This window comes from Kineococcus mangrovi (assembly GCF_041320705.1).
Taxonomy (GTDB): domain Bacteria; phylum Actinomycetota; class Actinomycetes; order Actinomycetales; family Kineococcaceae; genus Kineococcus; species Kineococcus mangrovi.
The window spans coordinates 426,304-444,306 of the sequence record NZ_JBGGTQ010000001.1 but is presented as its reverse complement, the minus strand read 5'-3'; the positions used below and the strand labels follow the sequence as shown (position 1 = coordinate 444,306).

The 18,003-nt window shown below is 74.2% G+C and carries 13 protein-coding genes; 7 read left to right on the top strand and 6 right to left on the bottom strand.

Annotated features, from left to right (window positions below):
- Positions 1–17 precede the first annotated feature (17 nt).
- Positions 18–752, top strand: a complete 735-nt coding sequence (locus AB2L28_RS02045) for a glutamine amidotransferase (RefSeq protein WP_370717047.1) — start codon at positions 18–20, stop codon at positions 750–752.
- Here AB2L28_RS02045 and AB2L28_RS02040 read toward each other — a convergent pair.
- From AB2L28_RS02040 to AB2L28_RS02030, 3 genes are all read right to left on the bottom strand, one after another.
- A complete protein-coding gene (locus tag AB2L28_RS02040; protein WP_370717046.1) occupies positions 737–1,576 on the bottom strand; it encodes an SWIM zinc finger family protein in 840 nt (279 codons plus the stop codon). The two genes, AB2L28_RS02045 and AB2L28_RS02040, sit on opposite strands and share 16 nt — an antisense overlap.
- On the bottom strand, positions 1,576–4,677 hold the full coding sequence (locus AB2L28_RS02035; protein ID WP_370717045.1) for a DEAD/DEAH box helicase: 3,102 nt from the start codon (positions 4,675–4,677) through the stop codon (positions 1,576–1,578). Before AB2L28_RS02035 ends, AB2L28_RS02040 begins: the two co-directional genes overlap by 1 nt.
- A gap of 143 nt (positions 4,678–4,820) precedes the next feature.
- Positions 4,821–7,691 carry a helix-turn-helix transcriptional regulator gene (locus tag AB2L28_RS02030; protein WP_370717044.1) on the bottom strand — a complete coding sequence of 957 codons (2,871 nt, stop codon included), beginning with the start codon at positions 7,689–7,691 and terminating at the stop codon, positions 4,821–4,823.
- A gap of 861 nt (positions 7,692–8,552) precedes the next feature.
- On the opposite strand from AB2L28_RS02030, the gene AB2L28_RS02025 reads away from it, so the two are divergent.
- The 6 genes from AB2L28_RS02025 (at position 8,553) to AB2L28_RS02000 (ending at position 14,901) form a co-directional block, all read left to right on the top strand.
- A complete protein-coding gene (locus AB2L28_RS02025) occupies positions 8,553–9,257 on the top strand; it encodes an alpha/beta fold hydrolase (RefSeq protein ID WP_370717043.1) in 705 nt (234 codons plus the stop codon).
- Positions 9,258–9,306: 49 nt separating this feature from the next.
- Positions 9,307–10,065, top strand: a complete 759-nt coding sequence (locus AB2L28_RS02020) for an alpha/beta fold hydrolase (RefSeq protein WP_370717042.1) — start codon at positions 9,307–9,309, stop codon at positions 10,063–10,065.
- Positions 10,062–10,841 (top strand): S1 family peptidase, encoded by a 780-nt coding sequence (locus tag AB2L28_RS02015; RefSeq protein WP_370717041.1) that lies wholly within the window; start codon positions 10,062–10,064, stop codon positions 10,839–10,841. The genes AB2L28_RS02020 and AB2L28_RS02015 overlap by 4 nt, the downstream gene beginning before the upstream one ends.
- A 97-nt stretch (positions 10,842–10,938) precedes the next feature.
- Complete coding sequence (locus AB2L28_RS02010; protein WP_370717040.1) at positions 10,939–11,901, top strand: alpha/beta hydrolase; 963 nt, start codon at positions 10,939–10,941, stop codon at positions 11,899–11,901.
- 323 nt (positions 11,902–12,224) lie between these two features.
- Entirely contained in the window at positions 12,225–13,415 is a 1,191-nt protein-coding gene (locus AB2L28_RS02005) for a low temperature requirement protein A (RefSeq protein ID WP_370717039.1), read from the top strand.
- A gap of 409 nt (positions 13,416–13,824) precedes the next feature.
- Positions 13,825–14,901, top strand: a complete 1,077-nt coding sequence (locus AB2L28_RS02000) for a CapA family protein (protein WP_370717038.1) — start codon at positions 13,825–13,827, stop codon at positions 14,899–14,901.
- A 234-nt stretch (positions 14,902–15,135) separates the two neighbouring features.
- On the opposite strand, the gene glpK is transcribed toward AB2L28_RS02000, so the two are convergent.
- From glpK to AB2L28_RS01985, 3 genes are read right to left on the bottom strand one after another with little or no spacing between them, the layout of a single operon-like run.
- The gene (gene glpK, locus AB2L28_RS01995) at positions 15,136–16,659 is read right to left on the bottom strand and encodes a glycerol kinase GlpK (protein WP_370717037.1); all 1,524 of its coding nucleotides are present in this window, start codon (positions 16,657–16,659) and stop codon (positions 15,136–15,138) included.
- A 38-nt stretch (positions 16,660–16,697) separates the two neighbouring features.
- Positions 16,698–17,453 carry an IclR family transcriptional regulator gene (locus tag AB2L28_RS01990; RefSeq protein ID WP_370717036.1) on the bottom strand — a complete coding sequence of 252 codons (756 nt, stop codon included), beginning with the start codon at positions 17,451–17,453 and terminating at the stop codon, positions 16,698–16,700.
- A 12-nt stretch (positions 17,454–17,465) separates the two neighbouring features.
- Positions 17,466–17,993 (bottom strand): beta-class carbonic anhydrase, encoded by a 528-nt coding sequence (locus AB2L28_RS01985; protein ID WP_370717035.1) that lies wholly within the window; start codon positions 17,991–17,993, stop codon positions 17,466–17,468.
- Positions 17,994–18,003: the final 10 nt, after the last annotated feature.

Sequence of the window (18,003 nt, the reverse complement as noted above, 5' to 3'; positions counted from 1 at the left end):
CTCGTTAGGGTGCGCGGGTGAAGCCGTTCCTGCTGCTGGCCACCCGCGAGGACGACGCGGTGGCCGCGTCCGAGGTCGCCGCGTTCGTCCGCGAGGGCGGCCTGGGACCCGGTGAGCTGCAACGGGTCCGGCTCGAGCGGGAACCGCTGCCCGATCTCGACCTCGACGCCTGGTCCGGTCTCGTCCTCGGCGGGAGCCCGTACTGCGCGTCCGACCCCGACGAGGTGAAGACCCCCGCCCAGCACCGGGTCGAGGCGGAACTGTCGGCCCTGCTCGACGAGGTCGTCGCGCGCGACGTCCCGTTCCTCGGCGCCTGCTTCGGGATCGGGACGCTCGGCGTCCACCGGGGCGGGACCGTCGACCGCGAGCACGCCGAACCCGTCGGCACGGTGCCCGTCGAACTGACGGCCGCCGGGCGCGAGGACCCGGTGTTCGGCGGGCTGCCGGACGTGTTCGACGCCTACGTGGGTCACAAGGAGGCGCTGCGGGCCACGCCCCCGGGGGCGGTGCTGCTCGCGACGTCGGCTCCGTGCCCCGTCCAGGCGTTCCGGGTGGGCCGCAACGTGTACGCCACCCAGTTCCACCCCGAGCTGGACGCCGAGGGTTTCGTCGAGCGGTGCGGGGTGTACCGGGACGAGGGGTACTTCGAACCGTCGGAGTTCGACGCCCTCGCCGTGCGCCTGCGCACGACCTCGGCGCCGTTCGCGCCGCAGGTCTGGCGGCGCTTCGTGGCCCGCTACGCCCGCGACTGACCCCGTCCCCGGCCCGGGCGCGGCCGGCTCGCGGCACCCCGGCCGAGGGCGACGTACCAGGGTCGCAGCGCGTCCGCGGTGCCGGCCGCACCCGGACCGAGGACGACGTCGTCGAGGTCGTCGGCGACGGTCCGCCCCGGCAGCCGGTCGCGCAGCCCCAGGTCCGGCAGGTCACCGGCGAGCCGGTGGAACGAGGTGAGGTGCACCGCGAGGTCCTCGACCGGGTCCGAGGGGCCGGAGGCGGCGTCGGTGATGCGGCGCAGCAGGTCCGGCAGTTCGACCCCGCGCAGCGTGAGCGCCGTCGCGGGGGTGGCGTCGAGCTGCTCGGCCAGGGCGTACACGACGGCGGCCGCGTGCTTGCAGGGTTCGCCGTCGTCGGGGCAGCTGCAGTCGTACGTCACCTCCGCGTCGGCCGGCAGCAGGTCGACGCCGATCCCGGCGAGCAGGTCGACCAGACCGGGCGGGACGTCGCCGGAGAACAGCGGGGCCAGCAGCAGCGGGTTCTCCACGACCGTCGCGACGACGGCGTCGACCTCGGCCGGCGTCCAGCGGCGCACGGTCACCTCGACGAGGTAGGGCCGGGGGCGCGAGCCCTGGACGCGGGCCCCCACGGCCCCGGGGCGGGGGTGCAGCTCCACGACCTGCCCGGCGCGGGCGTAGGTGCGCCCGCGCTGCAACCGGCCGCGGTCACCGCCGCGCTCGATCGCGTCGACGAAGCGTTGCGACCACCAGTTCTGGGCGATGCGCCCGCGCCGGGAGCGCAGTTTCGCCCCGCCCCCGGGACGCCGCTTCCCGTACTCCTCGAACGACCGCGAGGGGGTCATCACTCACCCACCGCGTCGTCACCGAGCCGGAGCAGTTCGCGCAGCGCGTCGGTGTCGAGGTCGGTGATCCAGCCCTCGCCGCTGCCGACGACCCGGTCGGCGAGGTCGCGCTTGCGGCTGATGACGGCGTCCACGCGTTCCTCCACGGTGCCCACGCTGACGAGCTTGCGGACCTGCACCTGCCGGTGCTGCCCGATCCGGAACGCCCGGTCGGTCGCCTGGTCCTCCACGGCGGGGTTCCACCAGCGGTCCACGTGCACGACGTGGTTGGCGGCCGTCAGGTTCAGCCCGGTCCCACCGGCCTTGAGGGACAGCAGCATGACGCCCGGGCCGTCGGGCTCGGCGAACTGCGCGACCATCGCGTCGCGACCGCGCCGGCTCACCCCTCCGTGCAGGAACGGCACCGGTTCGCCCGTGAGGCCGCTCAGGTGCGGGGTGAGCAGGTGGCCGAACTCGGCGAACTGCGTGAAGCACAGGACTTTCTCGCCCTCGGCGCGCGCGGACGTGACGATGTCGTCCAGCAGGTGCAGCTTGCCCGAGCGGTGCCGGCCCCGGTGCAGCACGGGCGAGGAGTCCCCCAGGTAGTGCGCGGGGTGGTTGCAGATCTGCTTCAGCCGGGTCAGCGCGGCGAGGATCAAACCCCGGCGGGACAGTCCGCCCGGGTCGGAGTCCCTGTCCTGCAACCGTTCGGTCAGGTCGTCGACGGCCCGCCGGTACAGGGCGGCCTGCTCGGTGGTGAGGTTGGCCCGCACCGTCATCTCGATCTTCTCGGGCAGGTCACCCGCGACGGCCGGGTCCGTCTTGACCCGGCGCAGGACGAACGGTCGCGTCACGAGGGCGAGGCGTTCGGCGGGTTCGGCGTGACCGAGCTTCTCGATGGGGACGGCGAACCGGTCGCGGAACGTCGCGGGGCTGCCGAGCAGCCCGGGGTTCGTCGCGTCGAGGACGGCGCGCAGGTCCTCCAGGCGGTTCTCCACCGGCGTCCCCGTGAGCGCGACGCGGTGCCGGGACCCGACGGCCCGCACGGCCCGGGCCTGCCGGGTGTTCGCGTTCTTGACGTGCTGGGCCTCATCGAGGGCGAGGCGGTGCCAGTCGGCGGCGGCGAGGTCGGTGACGTCGCGCACGAGCAGGCCGTACGTGGTGACGACGAGGTCGTGCTCGGCGGCCAGCGCGGTGAACTCCGCACCGCGGGGCCGGCCGGGGCCGTGGTGGACGTGGACGCGCAGACCGGGGGTGAACCGCGCGGCCTCGGCGGCCCAGTTGCCCACCACCGACATCGGGCACACCAGCAGCGTCGGGCCGGGTCCGGTGTCCCCGTCGCGCCCGCGCTCGTGCGCCAGCAGGGCCAGCAGCTGCAGCGTCTTGCCCAGCCCCATGTCGTCGGCGAGGACGGCGCCGAGGCCGAGCCGGGACATCGTGGCCAGCCACGTCAGCCCGCGCCGCTGGTAGGGCCGCAGGACGGCGTGCAGGCCCGGCGGGTCCGGCAGCTCCGGCAGCCGCTCGGCCGCTCGCCCGGACAGGACGTCACCCAGGACGCCGTGCGCGTCGAGCGACGTGACGGGGCCGGGGAGGTCCTTGCCGCTGCCGACGGCGGCCAGCACGTCGAGCACCGAGGCCCGGCCGTCGCCGCGGGTGCGCAGGAACCTCGCGCTGCGCGCCAGCGCGTCGGGGTCCACCTGCACCCACTCGCCGCGGAACCGCACGAGGGACGACTTGGACGCGGCCAGGGCCAGCAGCTCGGCCTCGGTGACGGGGGAGTCGCCCAGCGCCGCCTGCCAGCGGAAGTCGAGCAGGTCGTCCTTGCGCACCTGCGGGTCGGTGACGGCTCCCGGCTGCGCCGCCGAGGCCGACAGCGAGAACGTCAGGGCCTTCCTCGTCCAGTGCCGCGGCAGCTGCAGCCCGACGCCGGCCGCGCCCAGGCGCGGGCCGCCGCGCTCGACGAGGTCGAGGAGCTCGTCGATGGTGAGCTCGACGCCGTCCTGGGCGGCCGCGTCGGTCCGCCCGCCGAGCAGGCGCTTGAGCGGCGGGTGGGCGGCGCCGGCGCGGGCGGCGCCGGTGAGCAGGACGAGCAGGGGGTCCTCGCCCTCGTGCGCACCCCCCGCCGAGCTCCCCGCGCGGGTCTCGGCGCGCGCCTCCTGCAGCGTCAGGACCAGGCTCGGGTCGTCCAGGGGACGCAGCCGCACCTGCAACCGCCAGCGCTGGTCGGGGGCCTGCTCCTGCGCGGCCGCGTCCAGGTGGCCGTCGGACAGCCCGTCCGGCACGTCCTCCTGGGGCGCGGGTTCGACGACGCGCAGCAGGACGTCGTACCCGGTGTCCTCACCGCTGCGCTGCCACTCCCGCACGCGCCGGGCCAGGGCCGGCCAGCCCTCCCCGTGCAGGGTGGAGCCCGTGCGCAGGGCGGCGATCCACGCGCGGGGGCCGGCGCCGTCGGGCAGGTCGTGCGGCACGACCGCCGCCGTGCGGGCCGCCACGAGGACGTCGACGACGAGGGCGCAGACGTCGTCGAGCAGGTCCAGGGCCTGCGGGGGACCCTGCGGCGGGCCACTGCGGGGGCGCTCGGCGCGCAGCACGGGCGGGCAGGACCGGGCCACGGCGGTCCGCCACCGGCCGAGGGCGCGGTCGGGGGCGGGGACCCAGCGGGCGGTGAACCCCCCGTCGGCCGTGGGCTGCAGGTCCGGCAGGACGTGCCCGGCCTCCACGGCCCGGCGCGCGCCCGCCGCGACGTGCCCGAGCCAGCGCAGCCCGTCGGAGACCCGGACCCCGTCCTCCGCACCCGACGCGCCGCCCAGTTCGGCGAGCAGCGCGACGGCCGGCTCGCCGGTGAGTTCGACGACGTCGAGGTCGACGGGCAGCAGGCGCAGGTCCGCCCGCGCCCGTCCCGTGGAGGCGGCGGGCCGGCCCGAGGGGGTGCAGGGCAGCGCGACCTGCAGCGTGCCGGTGACCGGGGAGGCCAGGGCCCGCGCCAACCCGGTCCAGGACCGCGCGTGCCTCGCGAGGACGGCGAGATCGGCGGGCTGGGCCGGGCCCGGCCGGCGGCGGGGCGCCTCGACCCACAGCGCCAACCGCTGCCCGGCGGTCCAGAGGCCGTGGACGACGAGCACCCGCGCAGCCTATGGGGGTCCGGACGCGGGGACGTCGGGAAGGCGCCCGCCGCTGCGTGCCCGGTGCTCTCCAGAGCGCCGCTCACCGGCGGCCCGTTCGAGGAGGTGCGAGGGGGTGTGGACGAGCCGGTGGTGCCGCCTCGTCAGTGGGGCGCCACCGGTGGCGTGCGGCCGCGTTCGGCCACCACGTGGGCCAGCTGGACCCGCGAGTTCAAACCGAGTTTGACGAAGACCGAGCGCAGGTGGGTGCTCACCGTGTGCGGTGAGACGCTGAGTTCGGTGGCGACCGAGCGGTTGGTGCCTCCTCGCCCGACGATGTCGGCGACCCGCGCTTCGGCGGCGGTGAGGGAGTCCCAGCCCGTCGTCGTCCCGGCGGCCCGACGACGACGTCCCTGACCGGACCTCAGCGCGACGGCTCGTGGATCGGTGATGAGATCGCTCGCCCCCCAGGCCGACAGGGCTCGGCTGGCGAGGGACCACACCCTCCGGGCTTCCTTCAGCTCGCCGGTGACGGAGAGCAGGGCGGCGAGGTCCCCGGCGGCGACGGAGTAGACCGGTACACGGGGGGAGGTGGCGAGGACCTCGGTCGCTCGACGCAAGGTGGCGACGTCGCGCTCGACGAGGGCGCGGGCGTGCAGGGCGATCCCCTGGATGCCCGGGATCCCCGGGTTGCGGGACGCGTACCCCTCAGCGCCTGCCGCCGCGTCCTCGGCCAGGGCCCGGTCTCCCGCCCGCAGAGCCACCCGCACGATCTGGGGGGCGGAGTCGTAGTCGGGTCCGGCGCCGCTGAGGCAGTGCTCGCGCCGCAGGCGCAGCGCACGCGCGAAAGCGCTCGCCGCGGTGTCGTCGTTCCCGGCGGCTTCGGCCAGGCGCCCGTCCACGACGTGCAGCGTCAAGCGTTGGAAGTGGTTCCCCGGCACGAGCAGGCGGCGTGCGGCTTCGACGTGACGTCGCCCGGTGAGCGGGTCACCGCGGGTGCCGGCGGCTCGCGCCAGGATGCCGTGCGCCTCCGCGCGGTAGACGGCGAACTCCTCGAAGTCCTGCCCCAGGTGCAGGAGGTGTTCCGCTTCGGCGCGTGCGAGGGGGATCCGCCCTGCGAACAGCTCCAGCAGGGCGCGACGCCAGGCGTGTTCGGGGAGGGTCTCCCACGTGTCCGACCGGTGCACCTCGGCGGCTTCGGCCAGGAGGAGTCGCGCCTGGTCGTACTGCTCCAGACCGGTCAGGGCCGCGATCTCGCACGATCGGGGCGGGCCGCCGTGACGTTGCCGGGCTTTCCGTGCAGGAGCGAGGGCCTCCTGGTGGCACCCGCGCCAGGCAGCAGCCTCGGCCAGGGCGAGCAAGGCCGACTCGGCCGCCCCGGTGTCGCTGTCGCGCGTCGCGATGCGCAGGACGTCGCGTGCTTCCTCCTCGGCGGCGGAACCCTCGGCCGTCCTGCTGCCTGCACGTGCGTGGACGGCTCGCAGCTGCAGCCGGATCGAACTGCGGTCGTCGGGGGGGAAGTTCGCGAGCGTGTCAGCGGTGCCGGTCCGCAGTTCGCCGTCCTGGGACAGCGTGGTCAGGGGGCCCGCCAACCGCAACCACACGCGTCCTGCCTCGTGAGCCGTGACGGCCTCCTCCAGCAACCTGCGACCGAGGTCGACGGCCATCTCGATCTGCAGGCCCGCGATGGTCGCGTCCAACGCCTCCAGACCGATGTCGAAGCGTCCCTCGTCGTCAGCAGGCAGCAGCAGCAGCGTCTCGTGCAGGAGCTGGGCAGCAGCCGCAGGCGTGGAACGTGACACCTCGGCTGCTGCAGCCCGCAGCAGGTTGGCCGACACCTGGCGTTCGCGCAGACCGGTCGAACCTGGTTCCTGGAGCACCCGCTGCCCCAGGACGTGCGGGGCGATGTGCGCCGCCGGCCTCAACTGCAGCGTCATCATCTCGACGACATCGCGGTGCAGCGCCGAGCGCAGGGGGGCGGGCAAGCCGGCGTAGACGGCTTGCCTGACCAGGTCGTGGTGGAAGGCGACCGCGCTGTCCTCGCTGCCCAGCAGGCCCCCCCGCGCCGCTTCCTCCAGCGGTCCGCTGAGCTGCGCCGCCGTCCTGCCGCTGAGGGTCGCGACGTCGTCGAGGGAGAACCGCCGGCCGAGAACGGCACCCGTCCTCACCAGGTCTGCGGCCTCTCCGGACAGGGACTCGAGCTGGCGCGACACGAGCGAGACGAGTTCTCCCGGCACTTCGTCGGCCCTCGTGGGGTCTGGCGGGCTCGGGTGCGGGTCGTGCACGGTCCCGTCCGCCGGTTCGAGGCCACCGGCGGAGGACCCTGCGCCACCCGTCGTCTCCTCCCGCCAGTTCGACAGGAGGGTGTGGATGAAGAGCGGGTGTCCTTCCGCGCGCCGGACGAGCCGCGCGAGAGAACTGTCGACGTCCCTGCCCACCGCGTGGTGCACGAGTTCGTGGACCGCGTGTTCGTCGAGCGGCTCGAGGTCGATCCGGGAGACGTTCGACGTGTGCCCGGCGGCGTGGAGGACCTGCTCCAGGGGGCCACCCGGATCAGTGCGTGCGGCCAGGACCCAGCACACCGGGTGGGTGGCCAGACGGCCGGTCACCACCCGGAGCGCGAAGGAACTCAGCTGATCGCTCCACTGGACGTCGTCCATGAGGACCACCAGGGGTTGGTGGGCCGCTGGACCGGCCAAGGCGTCCGCCAACCGTTCCACCAACCAGGGCTGCCGGTCGTACAACTCACCGAGTTCGGCGAAGGCGTGGTCGTCGAGGAGGGGATCTGGACCAGAACGCAGCACCGACAGCAACGCCGCCAGCGGCACGATCTGGGTGGACTCCTCAGCGCGCCCACGACTGGACCGGTACCCCTGCTGACGCGCCAGCGTCGCGACGGCGTCCAGCAGGGCGCTCTTGCCGATCCCCGGAGCTCCGGTGATCGCCAGCAGGCTCGAGCTGCCCGACTGGCGGGTGCGCGCCAGCACGGCCGAGGCGCGCAGCAGTTCCGCGTCGCGACCGAAGATCGGACCCATGTCCCCGTCCTTTCGACGTCGCGGTCCTCCCGGCCGGTGCGGACAGCGGTGCCCGAACCAGCGGCCGACACCCGGCGAGGGGCCCGGGATCGCCGCCACCGACATCAGTGGTCTTGAAGTGTCCTGGTGCGCGTGGAGATTGTCGACGACCACCACGCAGTCCCGGGCCCCACGTGCGCGGCACGTTATCCGCGGAGGATTGCACCCGTCCAATCATCACCGTGCGGGGCGCGTCGTGACCGGACCCGGACCGGACGGCCAGCGGTGGTTCCCGACCGTTATGCGGTCGTGGCCGACGAGGAAGACGAGGAGGACGTGGCGGGCGTGGCGGTCGCGCCCCGGCCGGACGGTCCCTGCGGTGAGCTGTGGCGCCGACCAGGTCCACGCGAGCCGAAAACATCGCACGTTCGTGCGAGGCGGGCGGCGCCGTCCACCGTGTTGGCTGTGACTCGCACACCGAGACGCCCGAAACACCGGGGCGGGGAGCGGCAGCCCCTCCGCGGCGGCGGCGTCACCGTCCACGAAACTGCGGAGGTATCCCGTGGAACCACCCCGTGGAACCACCTCGTCGACCCACCCCGGGGCGGCGCCTCGCGACGGCACGCCGCGGGGGACGCCCGCACCGGGGCGCCCGCGGGTTCGTGGACGGGACGAGACCGCGGCGACGGACCCACCGCGACCGGCCCACGTTCCCGGCCCCGGTCTGCCTGCGGCGTCGGCTCCCACGCGCGCGCTGGCCGGGGACCAGGACTGCGGACGTACGAGACCGCGGGCCTCGGAGTCCAGGACCGCACCTTCCAGACCCCTCGGGTCCGCACCGCCCCCGTCCCGCCCGACCGATCTCACCCACGGAGTCCTCCCATGACCGGCACCACCGTCGTCCTGGTCCACGGCGCCTTCGCCGACGCCTCGAGCTACGCCCCGGTCACCGGGCGCCTCCTGGAACGGGAAGTCCCGGTCGTCGTCCCGGCGGTCCCCAACCGCAGCCTGCTCGGCGACAGCGACTACGTCGCCTCCATCGTGCGTTCCATCCCCGGCCCCGTCCTCCTGGTCGGCCACTCCTACGGCGGGGCCGTCATCACCGTCGCCGGCGCTCAGGACAACGTCACCGGTCTGGTGTACCTGTCCGGCTACGCCCTGGTGGAGGGTGAGAGCCTCGGTGAACTGCAGGGCGGGTTCCCCGACTCCGACCTCCCGGCTGCCCTGGTCTACACGCCGCTGCCCTTCCCCGGCGGCGAATCCGGAACCGACGTCTCCGTGGCTCCTGCGCGTTTCGCCGACGTCCTCGGCCACGACGTCGACCCCCAGCTCATGGGCGTCCTGGCCGCCTCGCAACGGCCCCTGGCTGCGGCCGCCTTCGAGGAGCAGGCGCCGGTGGCGGCCTGGAGGACGAAGCCCGCGTGGGCGCTCGTCAGCAGTTCCGACCGCACCATCAACCCCGACGTCGAACGCCACGGGTACCGGCGGGCCGGGATCGCGGCCGTCGAGGTCGACTCCTCGCACCTGGTCATGTTGTCCCACCCCGACGTCGTCGTGGACCTCATCCTCACTGCGCTGAACGGCTGACCCGTCCCCTCCCTGCCCGCCCAGCACCACCACGCCACTTGGAGAACCCTTGTCCAGCACGCCGGAAACCGCCCCTGCCGCGCCGCACCCGACCGTCGTCCTCGTCCACGGGGCCTTCGCCGAGTCCTCGAGCTGGTCGGGCGTCATCGAGATCCTCCAGGAGCGCGGGGTCGACGTGGTCGCGGTCGCCAATCCCCTGCGGTCGGTGCCTGCCGACGCGGCCTACCTGATCGACGTGGTGCGGGGGCTCGACCGTCCGGTCGTCCTGGTCGGGCACTCCTACGGCGGGATGGTCATCACCGAGGCCGCCGCGGCCCTGGACCGCGTGACTGCCCTGGTCTACGTCGCGGCGTTCGTCCCCATGACGGGTGAGACGGCCCTGGAGCTGTCCGGGCGCTACTCCGGCAGCACCTTGGGTCACACCCTGCTGAGCTACCCGCTGGCCGAGGGGGGTGTCGAGTTCCGCATCGACCCGGCGAAGTTCCCCGGCCAGTTCGCCGGGGACGCACCCGCGGCGGTCGCGGCCGTGCTGGCCCGTACGCAGCGGCCGGTGACCGAGGCCGCACTGGCCGGTGCGCTCTCGGTCGCACCCGCCTGGGAGACGCTGCCCACGTGGTCGATCTACGGCGACGCGGACCGGAACATCCCCGCCGAGGCGCAGGACTTCATGGCCGAGCGAGCCGGGTCCCGCGAGACCACCGTCGTCGCCGGGGGGTCGCACGCCATCGCGGTCTCGCACCCGGGAGCGGTCGCCACGACCGTCCTCGCCGCCGTCGGTGGACACGCCACCCCGGTGAGCACCTCGTGACCGGGCACCTCGCCGCCGGGTCCGCGCAGCGCGGGCCGCGACCGGGCGGAGGCTGGACCCCGGTCGTCGCCACCCTCGCGCTGGTGGCCGCCTTTGTGAGCGCCGTCGTCGGTGCCGGGCCGGCGCAGGCCGTCGTCGGTGGGTCCACGGCCTCCACCGGCACCTGGAGCGTCCGCGTCTACGAGGACGACGAACCCATCTGCACCGGTGTCCTCGTCGACCGCCGATGGGTCCTGACCGCCGGGCACTGCGTCCGTTTCGACAACTCCGACATCACCTTCCGGGTCGGGAACCTCGACCAGCGCGAGGGCGAGGTCGTCCCCCGACTACCGGGCCGGACGTTCTTCGCGGCGAACGCCGACGTCGCCCTGGTCCAGATCCCGGAGGTGACGACGAGACCGATCCGGTTGCCCGCCGTCGGCTCGCGCCAGGACCGCGACCTCCCCGTCCGAACGCGCCTGTCCGTCTTCGGGTGGGGTGCCACCTGCGAACCGGACGAAGCCACCTGCCAGTCCGACCGCCTGCGCACGGCATCGGTCCGCATCATCGCCGGCACCGAGACCCGCTGCGACTACCTGGCCGGGACCGAGGACTACTGCGTCAGTCGTGGAACCGGTCTGCCCGTCGGGGGAGACTCCGGCGGGCCGGCGACCATCGACGGTCCGTGCGGACCGCTGCTGGCGGGCATCCTGGCCGCCTCCGACCGGACCGACACCGCCGCGTACGCCAACGTCCACCGCCTGCGGCCCTGGATCACCGCCACCATCGGGCGATGAACGGCACGGCACCGTGGATCTCACCGCACTCTCGAACCCCGAGTAGTTCTGGTTCTCACCAGAATCAGACCCCACACCGCAATTCATGGAGGATCGCATGTCCGGCAACCCGCACAACATCTCTCTGGAACCGGCCGCGCAGGCGTTCGTGGACGCCACGAGCGAACCACCGTTCCTGTACCAGCTGGCCCCCGAGGACGGTCGCAAGGCCGTCGACGGCGTCCAGGACGACCCGATCTTCAAACCCGAGGTCGACGAGGAGTGGATCACGGTCGACGGTGGACCCACGGGCACGGTGGCGGTGCGCATCGTCAAACCCGCCGGTTCCACCGGGTCGTTGCCGGTGATCGTCTACACCCACGGCGCCGGTTGGGTCTTCGGTGACGCCCACACCCACGACCGGCTGGTGCGAGACCTCGCGGTCGGCGTCGGGGCGGCAGTGGTGTTCCCCGAGTACGACCGGTCTCCCGAGGTGCACTACCCCGTGGCCAACGAGCAGTCCTACGCCGTGGTGCAGTGGGTCGTGGGATCGGGGGCCGACAAGGGCCTGGACGCCTCGCGGATCGCGGTGGCCGGTGACTCCGTCGGCGGCAACATGGCCATCGCCCTGACGCTGATGGCCAAGGAACGCGGTGACGTCACGTTCCGCCAGCAGGTGCTGTTCTACCCGGTGACGGACGCATCCTTCGACACCCCCTCCTACCACGAGTTCGCCGAGGGGTACTTCCTGGCCCGCGAGGGCATGAAGTGGTTCTGGGACCAGTACACGACCAGCGAGTCCGACCGGGCGCAGATCACCGCTTCACCCTTGCGAGCCACCACCGAACAGCTCGAGGGCCTGCCCCCGGCGCTGGTCGTCACCGCCCAGGCCGACGTCCTGCGCGACGAGGGGGAGGCGTTCGCGGCGAAGCTGCGGCAGGCCGGGGTCCCCGTCACCCAGGTCCGGTACCAGGGCATCGTCCACGACTTCGTCATGGTGAACTCGTTGCACGAGACCAACGCCGCGAAGGCCGCCGTCGCCCAGGCCGTGACCGTGCTGCGTGGTGCGCTGCACGACTGACCCGGGCACCGGTGCGCGTCCGGGGGAGGCGCACCGGTCGACCCGTCACGGGCCCGCTGCGGGCCGGCGGGGAGGGGACCGGGGTCGGGTCGGGGGTGGGACGTCGGGGGCGTGACGCCCCCGGCCCGGGCCGACGGGGGTGAGGGTGCTGCCGGTGGTGGGGAACGGTCAGCACCACTCGCACCCCCGTGACGCGCCGGAACACCGGGTCCCCAGGACCCCGCGGCCCGGGGACGGCTCCACCAGCGCCTCGCGGTGCTGGGTCCTGCCTCGTCCCACCCCCGGTCCACCGGACCTGCAGATCCCTGGAGGAGGACCGCACCATGACGGCACCCCTGCGACCGGGCGCTCACGACGGCCGGGCCTCGACCCCTCGACGGTGGCCGCTGCCGGTGGCCTCGGCCCGAGACCGCCGGGAACAGCACCGCACGGCCAGTCCGCTGGAACTCTTCTTCGACCTGGTCTTCGTGGTGGCGATCTCCCTGGCGTCGGCCGAGTTGCACCACGCCCTGTCGAGCGGACACGTGGCGGACGGACTGGTCGTCTACGCCGCGGTCTTCTTCGCCGTCTGGTGGGCCTGGGTGAACTTCACCTGGTTCGCCTCGGCCTTCGACACGGACGACTGGCTGTACCGGCTGCTGACCTTCGTGCAGATGGCCGGTGTCCTCCTCCTGGCCGCCGGGGTGCCGGACGCCTTCGCGGACCACGACCTCACGCTGATCACCCTCGGCTACGTCGTCATGCGGTTGGCGGTGGTCGTGCAGTGGTTGCGCGCGGCCGGCGGGAACGAGGCGTTGCGCTCGGCGGCCTCGCGGTACGCCGTCGGCACCACCGTGGTGCAGGTGGGGTGGACCGTTCGGCTCCACCTGACCGACCAGGGAGGGTGGTGGACCTTCCTGGTGCTGGCCGCGGTCGAACTCCTGGTCCCGGCCTGGGCCGAGCGGGCCCAGCGCACTCCGTGGCACCCCCACCACATCGCCGAGCGGTACGGTCTGTTCACCCTCATCGTCCTGGGCGAGTCCATCCTGGCCTCGGTCAACGCACTCGTCGAGGCCGTCCACGACAGCCACGACCCCGGTGATCTGCTGGTGCTGGCCATCTCGTCCTTCGTGGTCGCCGCCGGGTTGTGGTGGGTCTACTTCTTCGGGGAACACCACCGCAGGCTGGACGGCGTCCGCTCCGGGATCGTCTACGGGTACGGCCACTACTTCGTCTTCGGTGCGGCTGGAGCGCTGTCGGCCGGGGTCGAGGTGGTGATCGACCACCGGGGCGGGGACGGCGAGCTGTCGTCGACGGCGACCGCAGCGGTCATCACGCTTCCCGTCACCGTCTTCCTCGTCGCCGTCTGGTGCTTGGTCCTGCGGCACGAACTGTCCGCGGCCCGCGGTGCTGTCGTCCTCGTCCTGTCGGTGGCCACCTCGGCGGGTGCGTTGACACCGCGACCGGTCCTCGCCTGCGCGGTGCTGCTGGCGGTCACCGTGGCGGTCCTCGAACGGGCCAGGGCGACGTCGTGAACCCGCCGGGTCCCACGACCCGGCAACCGCCTGCGAAGGGGGCCGGCGTCGGAACCGACCGCCGTGGAGGTGTGCCCGCACCGGCGCCCGGTCCAGACCGCCCGGACCCGGACCGCCCGGCCCCGGACCGCGTGCAACGACGAGGGTCCGGTGCGCGTCCTGGTCACGAGCCGAGAACCCCACCACCCGGACGACACCCGAGAGAGCCCTCGCCGACCATGACGACACCCCGCCACCGACCCCTCCGGCGCCCCGCTGCCCGGCGCCGTGCCCGCACCCCCGCGACCGGCGGCGCACCGCCGGCGGTGCGCACCACGGTCCCGGCGACCGCCGCCCCGGTGACGGCGGCCGCGGTCGACGTGACCGGGGACCGCGACCTCGTGCCGCGGGGAACGGTCGTGGTGCTCCGGTGACCCCGCGCGCCTCCGTCCTGCTCTCGAGGTTGCTGCCGGGGGTGCTGCTCCTGGGGCTGTCGACCGCGTGCACCCACGTGACCGACCCGGTGCACGGTGGGGTGGGTGCAGCCGCGGTCCGCACCGCACCGGCCGGGGAGATCACCGTGGCCGTGGCCGGCGACGTGCACTTCGCCGGGTCCAGCGCCACGGCCCTCGACCCGGGTGGGCTGGCGGCCATCACCCCGGTCCTGTCGGCCGCCGACGTCAGCCTGGTCAACCTGGAGACCGCCGTCACCGACGGCGGCACCCCGGCGGCCAAGCAGTACACCTTCAAGGCTCCGGCGCGGGCCCTGAGCGTGTTGCGCACCGCCGGCGTCGACGTGGTGGGCATGGCCAACAACCACGGTCTCGACTACGGGACAGAGGGTTTGGACGACACCCTGGCCGCGTCGCGGAGCAGTGGTCTACCCGTCATCGGCGTGGGCCGGGACGTCGAGGCGGCGTTCGCCCCGTGGCGCACGACGATCCGCGGTCACCGGCTCGTGGTGTTCGACGCCACCCAGGTCCTGGACTCCTCCCTCGCCGACGCCTGGACGGCCGGTCCGGACCACGCCGGCACGGCCTCGGTCAAGACCCGAGGAGGCCGCGACCGCCTCGTCGCCGCCGTCCGGTCGGCCCGGGGGGACGCCGACTCCGTGGTGGTCCTGCTGCACTGGGGCCGGGAACGGGAGCAGTGCCCGACCGACGACCAGGAGGGGCTGGCCGCTGCCCTGGTCGCCGCCGGTGCGGACGCGGTGGTCGGGTCCCACGCCCACCGGCTCCTGGGGGCCGGGTTCACCCGCGCCGGGTCGCGCACCGGTTACGTCGACTACGGCCTGGGCAACTTCGTCTTCTACGCGCGCGGGGGGGCCGCTGCCCGCACGGGGGTCCTCACCCTCACGCTGGGCGCGGGCCGGCCGCCTCGCCCGACGTGGACGCCCGCCGAGATCGACGCCGGGGTGCCGGTGCCGCTGACCGGTAGCGCGGCGACCACCGCGACCACCGCGAAGGACGCGCTGCGTTCCTGCACCGGTCTGCGGGCCCAGCCGTGACCTCACCGCCGCCCGCCCGGACGGGTGGACCGGCGGGGAGGCGGGGAGGCGGCCGCTCGTGCCGGGGACTGGACACGCCGCGTCCGCCGGGCAGCGGGTGGCGCGCTCGTCGACACCGACCGCGTCCACGACCCCGCGCTCGACGGCATCACGGTGCTGCGGGAAGCACCGCGACCCCGGCGGCCCCGTCCACGTCAGCAGCGGTGCCGGCCCCCGGGCACCGGGCCGGCGCCGTCAGTGCCGGATCCACCCGAACGTGCGCCGCACGGCCTCCTGCCAGTCCTCCCACCCGCGGTCGCGGCTCTCCGGCCCCATCGCGGGCGTCCACTGCCCGGCCCGGTGCCAGCGCCGGCGCAGCGCCTCCCGGTCGGGCCAGAAACCCACCGCGAGGCCGGCGGAGTAGGCCGCCCCGAGGGAGACGGTCTCGCTGACCATGGGCCGCACCACGGGCGCGTCGAGGACGTCCGCGACGGTCTGCATGAGCAGGTTGTTCGACGTCATGCCGCCGTCCACGCGCAGCGAGCTCAGCCGCAACCCCGAGTCGGCGTCCATCGCCTCCACGACCTCGCGCGTCTGCCACGCCGTGGACTCCAGGGCGGCGCGGGCGATGTGCCCCTTCGTCACGTAGCCCGTCAACCCGATGAGCAGGCCGCGGGCCTCGGCGCGCCAGTGCGGGGCGAACAACCCCGAGAACGCGGGCACGAAGTAGCAGCCGCCGTTGTCGGGGACGGTGCGGGCCAGGGTCTCCACCTCCGGTGCGGTGGAGATGAGGCCGAGGTTGTCGCGCAGCCACTGCACGAGCGCTCCGGTCACCGCGATGGAACCCTCCAGCGCGTACACCGGGGGTTCGCCCGCGACCTGGTGGGCCACCGTCGTCAGCAGGCCGTGCGAGGACCGGGTGATCTCCGCACCGGTGTTCATCAGCAGGAAGCTGCCGGTGCCGTAGGTGCACTTGGCGTCGCCGGGGGAGAAGCACGTCTGGCCGAACAGCGCCGCCTGCTGGTCGCCCAGGGCCGCGCCGATGACGGCCCCCGGGACGACGGCGCGGGCCCGGCCGTAGACCTGCGAGCTCGGGACGATCCGCGGCAGGCAGCGCCGCGGCACGCCGAACACCTCGAGCATCTGCGGGGAGTAGTCCAGCGTCGTGAGGTCCATGAGCATCGTGCGGCTCGCGTTCGTCACGTCGGTGACGTGCCGGCCGCCGTCGGGGCCCCCGGTGAGGTTCCACACCAGCCAGGAGTCCATCGTGCCGAACAGGACCTCGCCGGCCTCCGCCCGCCGCCGCAACCCCGCGTCGGCCCGCAGCATCCACCCCAGCCGCGGACCGGAGAAGTACGTCGTCAGGGGCAGCCCGCACACGTCGGTGAACCGGTCGGCCCCGCCCGCCGCGTCCGACAGCTCCTCGACGAGGTCGGCCGTGCGGGTGTCCTGCCACACGACCGCGGGACCGACGGGATCGCCCGTGCGCCGGTCCCACGCGACGACGGTCTCGCGCTGGTTGGTGATGCCGACGGCGACGACGTCGGCGGGGGTGGCCTCGACCTGGGCCATGGCCTGCGGGACGAGCCGGGCCACGTTGCGCCAGATCTCCGCGGCGTCGTGCTCGACCCAGCCGGGGCGGGGGTAGTGCTGGCGGTGCTCGCGCTGGGCGACCGCGACGAGCCGGCCCGCGTGGTCGAACAGGATGCACCGGGTCGAGGTGGTGCCCTGGTCGACGGCGACGACGTACCCCTGGTGCTCGGGTCGGTGGTCGCTCACGGCGTCATCCTGCCCGACGGGTCCCGCCCGACGGGTCCTCACCGCTCGCGCGCGCCGAGGCCGCGGGAGATCGACCGGGCGGCCTGCCGCACCGCTGGCACGAGCCCGGCCCGCGGGCGCCCGCGCACGTCGACGACGCGGTCGACGTCGCCGTCGACGCCGAGCGCCCCGACGACGATCCCGCCGAGGTCGCGCACGGGGGCGGCGATGCCCGCGACCCCGGGGGCGGCCTCCTCCACCTCCAGGGCCCAGCCCTGCTCGCGCACGGCGGCCAGCGTGCGCCGCAGGGCGGCCGGGTCGGTGACCGTGCGCCCGGTCATGGCGATGAGGCGACGGCGGTCGGGGCGCACGGGGGCCCAGGCCAGCAGGACCTTGCCCAGGGCGCACGCGTGCGCCGGGAGCGAGGTCCCGGTGCGCAGCTGCTGGGCGCTGTCGTCGGGGCGGAACACGTGGTGCACGACGAGGGCCCGCCCCTCGGACAGCGTCGCGAGCAGGACCGACTCCCCGGTCCGGCTGGCGAGGGAGTCGGCCCAGTTCACCGCGCGGGCGCGCAGGTCGTTGGCGTCGATGCGCGGGCGGCCCAGGTCGGACAGCGCGGGCGCCGCGCGGTAGTCGCCGTCCTCGTCCTGGACGACGAGCCCGGCGTCGACGAGCGTGCGGACGATGCCGTGCGCCGTCGTCTTGGCCAGCCCGAGGGCGTTGCCGATGTCGACGACGCCCAGGCCCTGCCCGGCCCCGGCGAGCAGGCGCAGCACGGCGACCGCCCGCTCGATGGACTGGATGGGACCGGGCACGAGGCGGCGTCCTCAGGCCCGGGGCAGGTCCTCGGCCGCGGCGTCCGCGGGCACGACCACCTCGATCGCCCCGCTGCGGACGTCGTAGACGCCGCCGCAGACGGGCATCAGCGGGGGCAGGAAGGGCCAGGACCGGATGCGCTGCACGTCGTGGACGAGGGTGGCGCGCTGGTCGGCGATGGTGCGGAAGTCGATGCTGCGCGAGTCCACGCCCTGGGCGAGCACCTTGGCGTGCACGTCGGTGTCGGTGTTCTTCGTCATCCCGCAGTCGGTGTGCGCCAGCAGCAGCACGCGCTCGACCCCGAGCAGGTAGTGGGCCAGGACGAGGGTGCGCAGGGTGTCGTCGGTGACGCGGGCGCCGGCGTTGCGCAGGATCTTCGCGTCGCCCTTGGACAGGCCGAGCATCTCCAGCGGCGAGATGCGCGAGTCCATGCAGGTGATGACGGCGAGGCCGACGCCGGCGACCCCGGGCCGCCCGTCGTCGACGAAGGTCCTGGCGTACTCGGCGTTGGCGGTCAGCACGTCGGCGAAGGGTTCCACGGCGACAGTT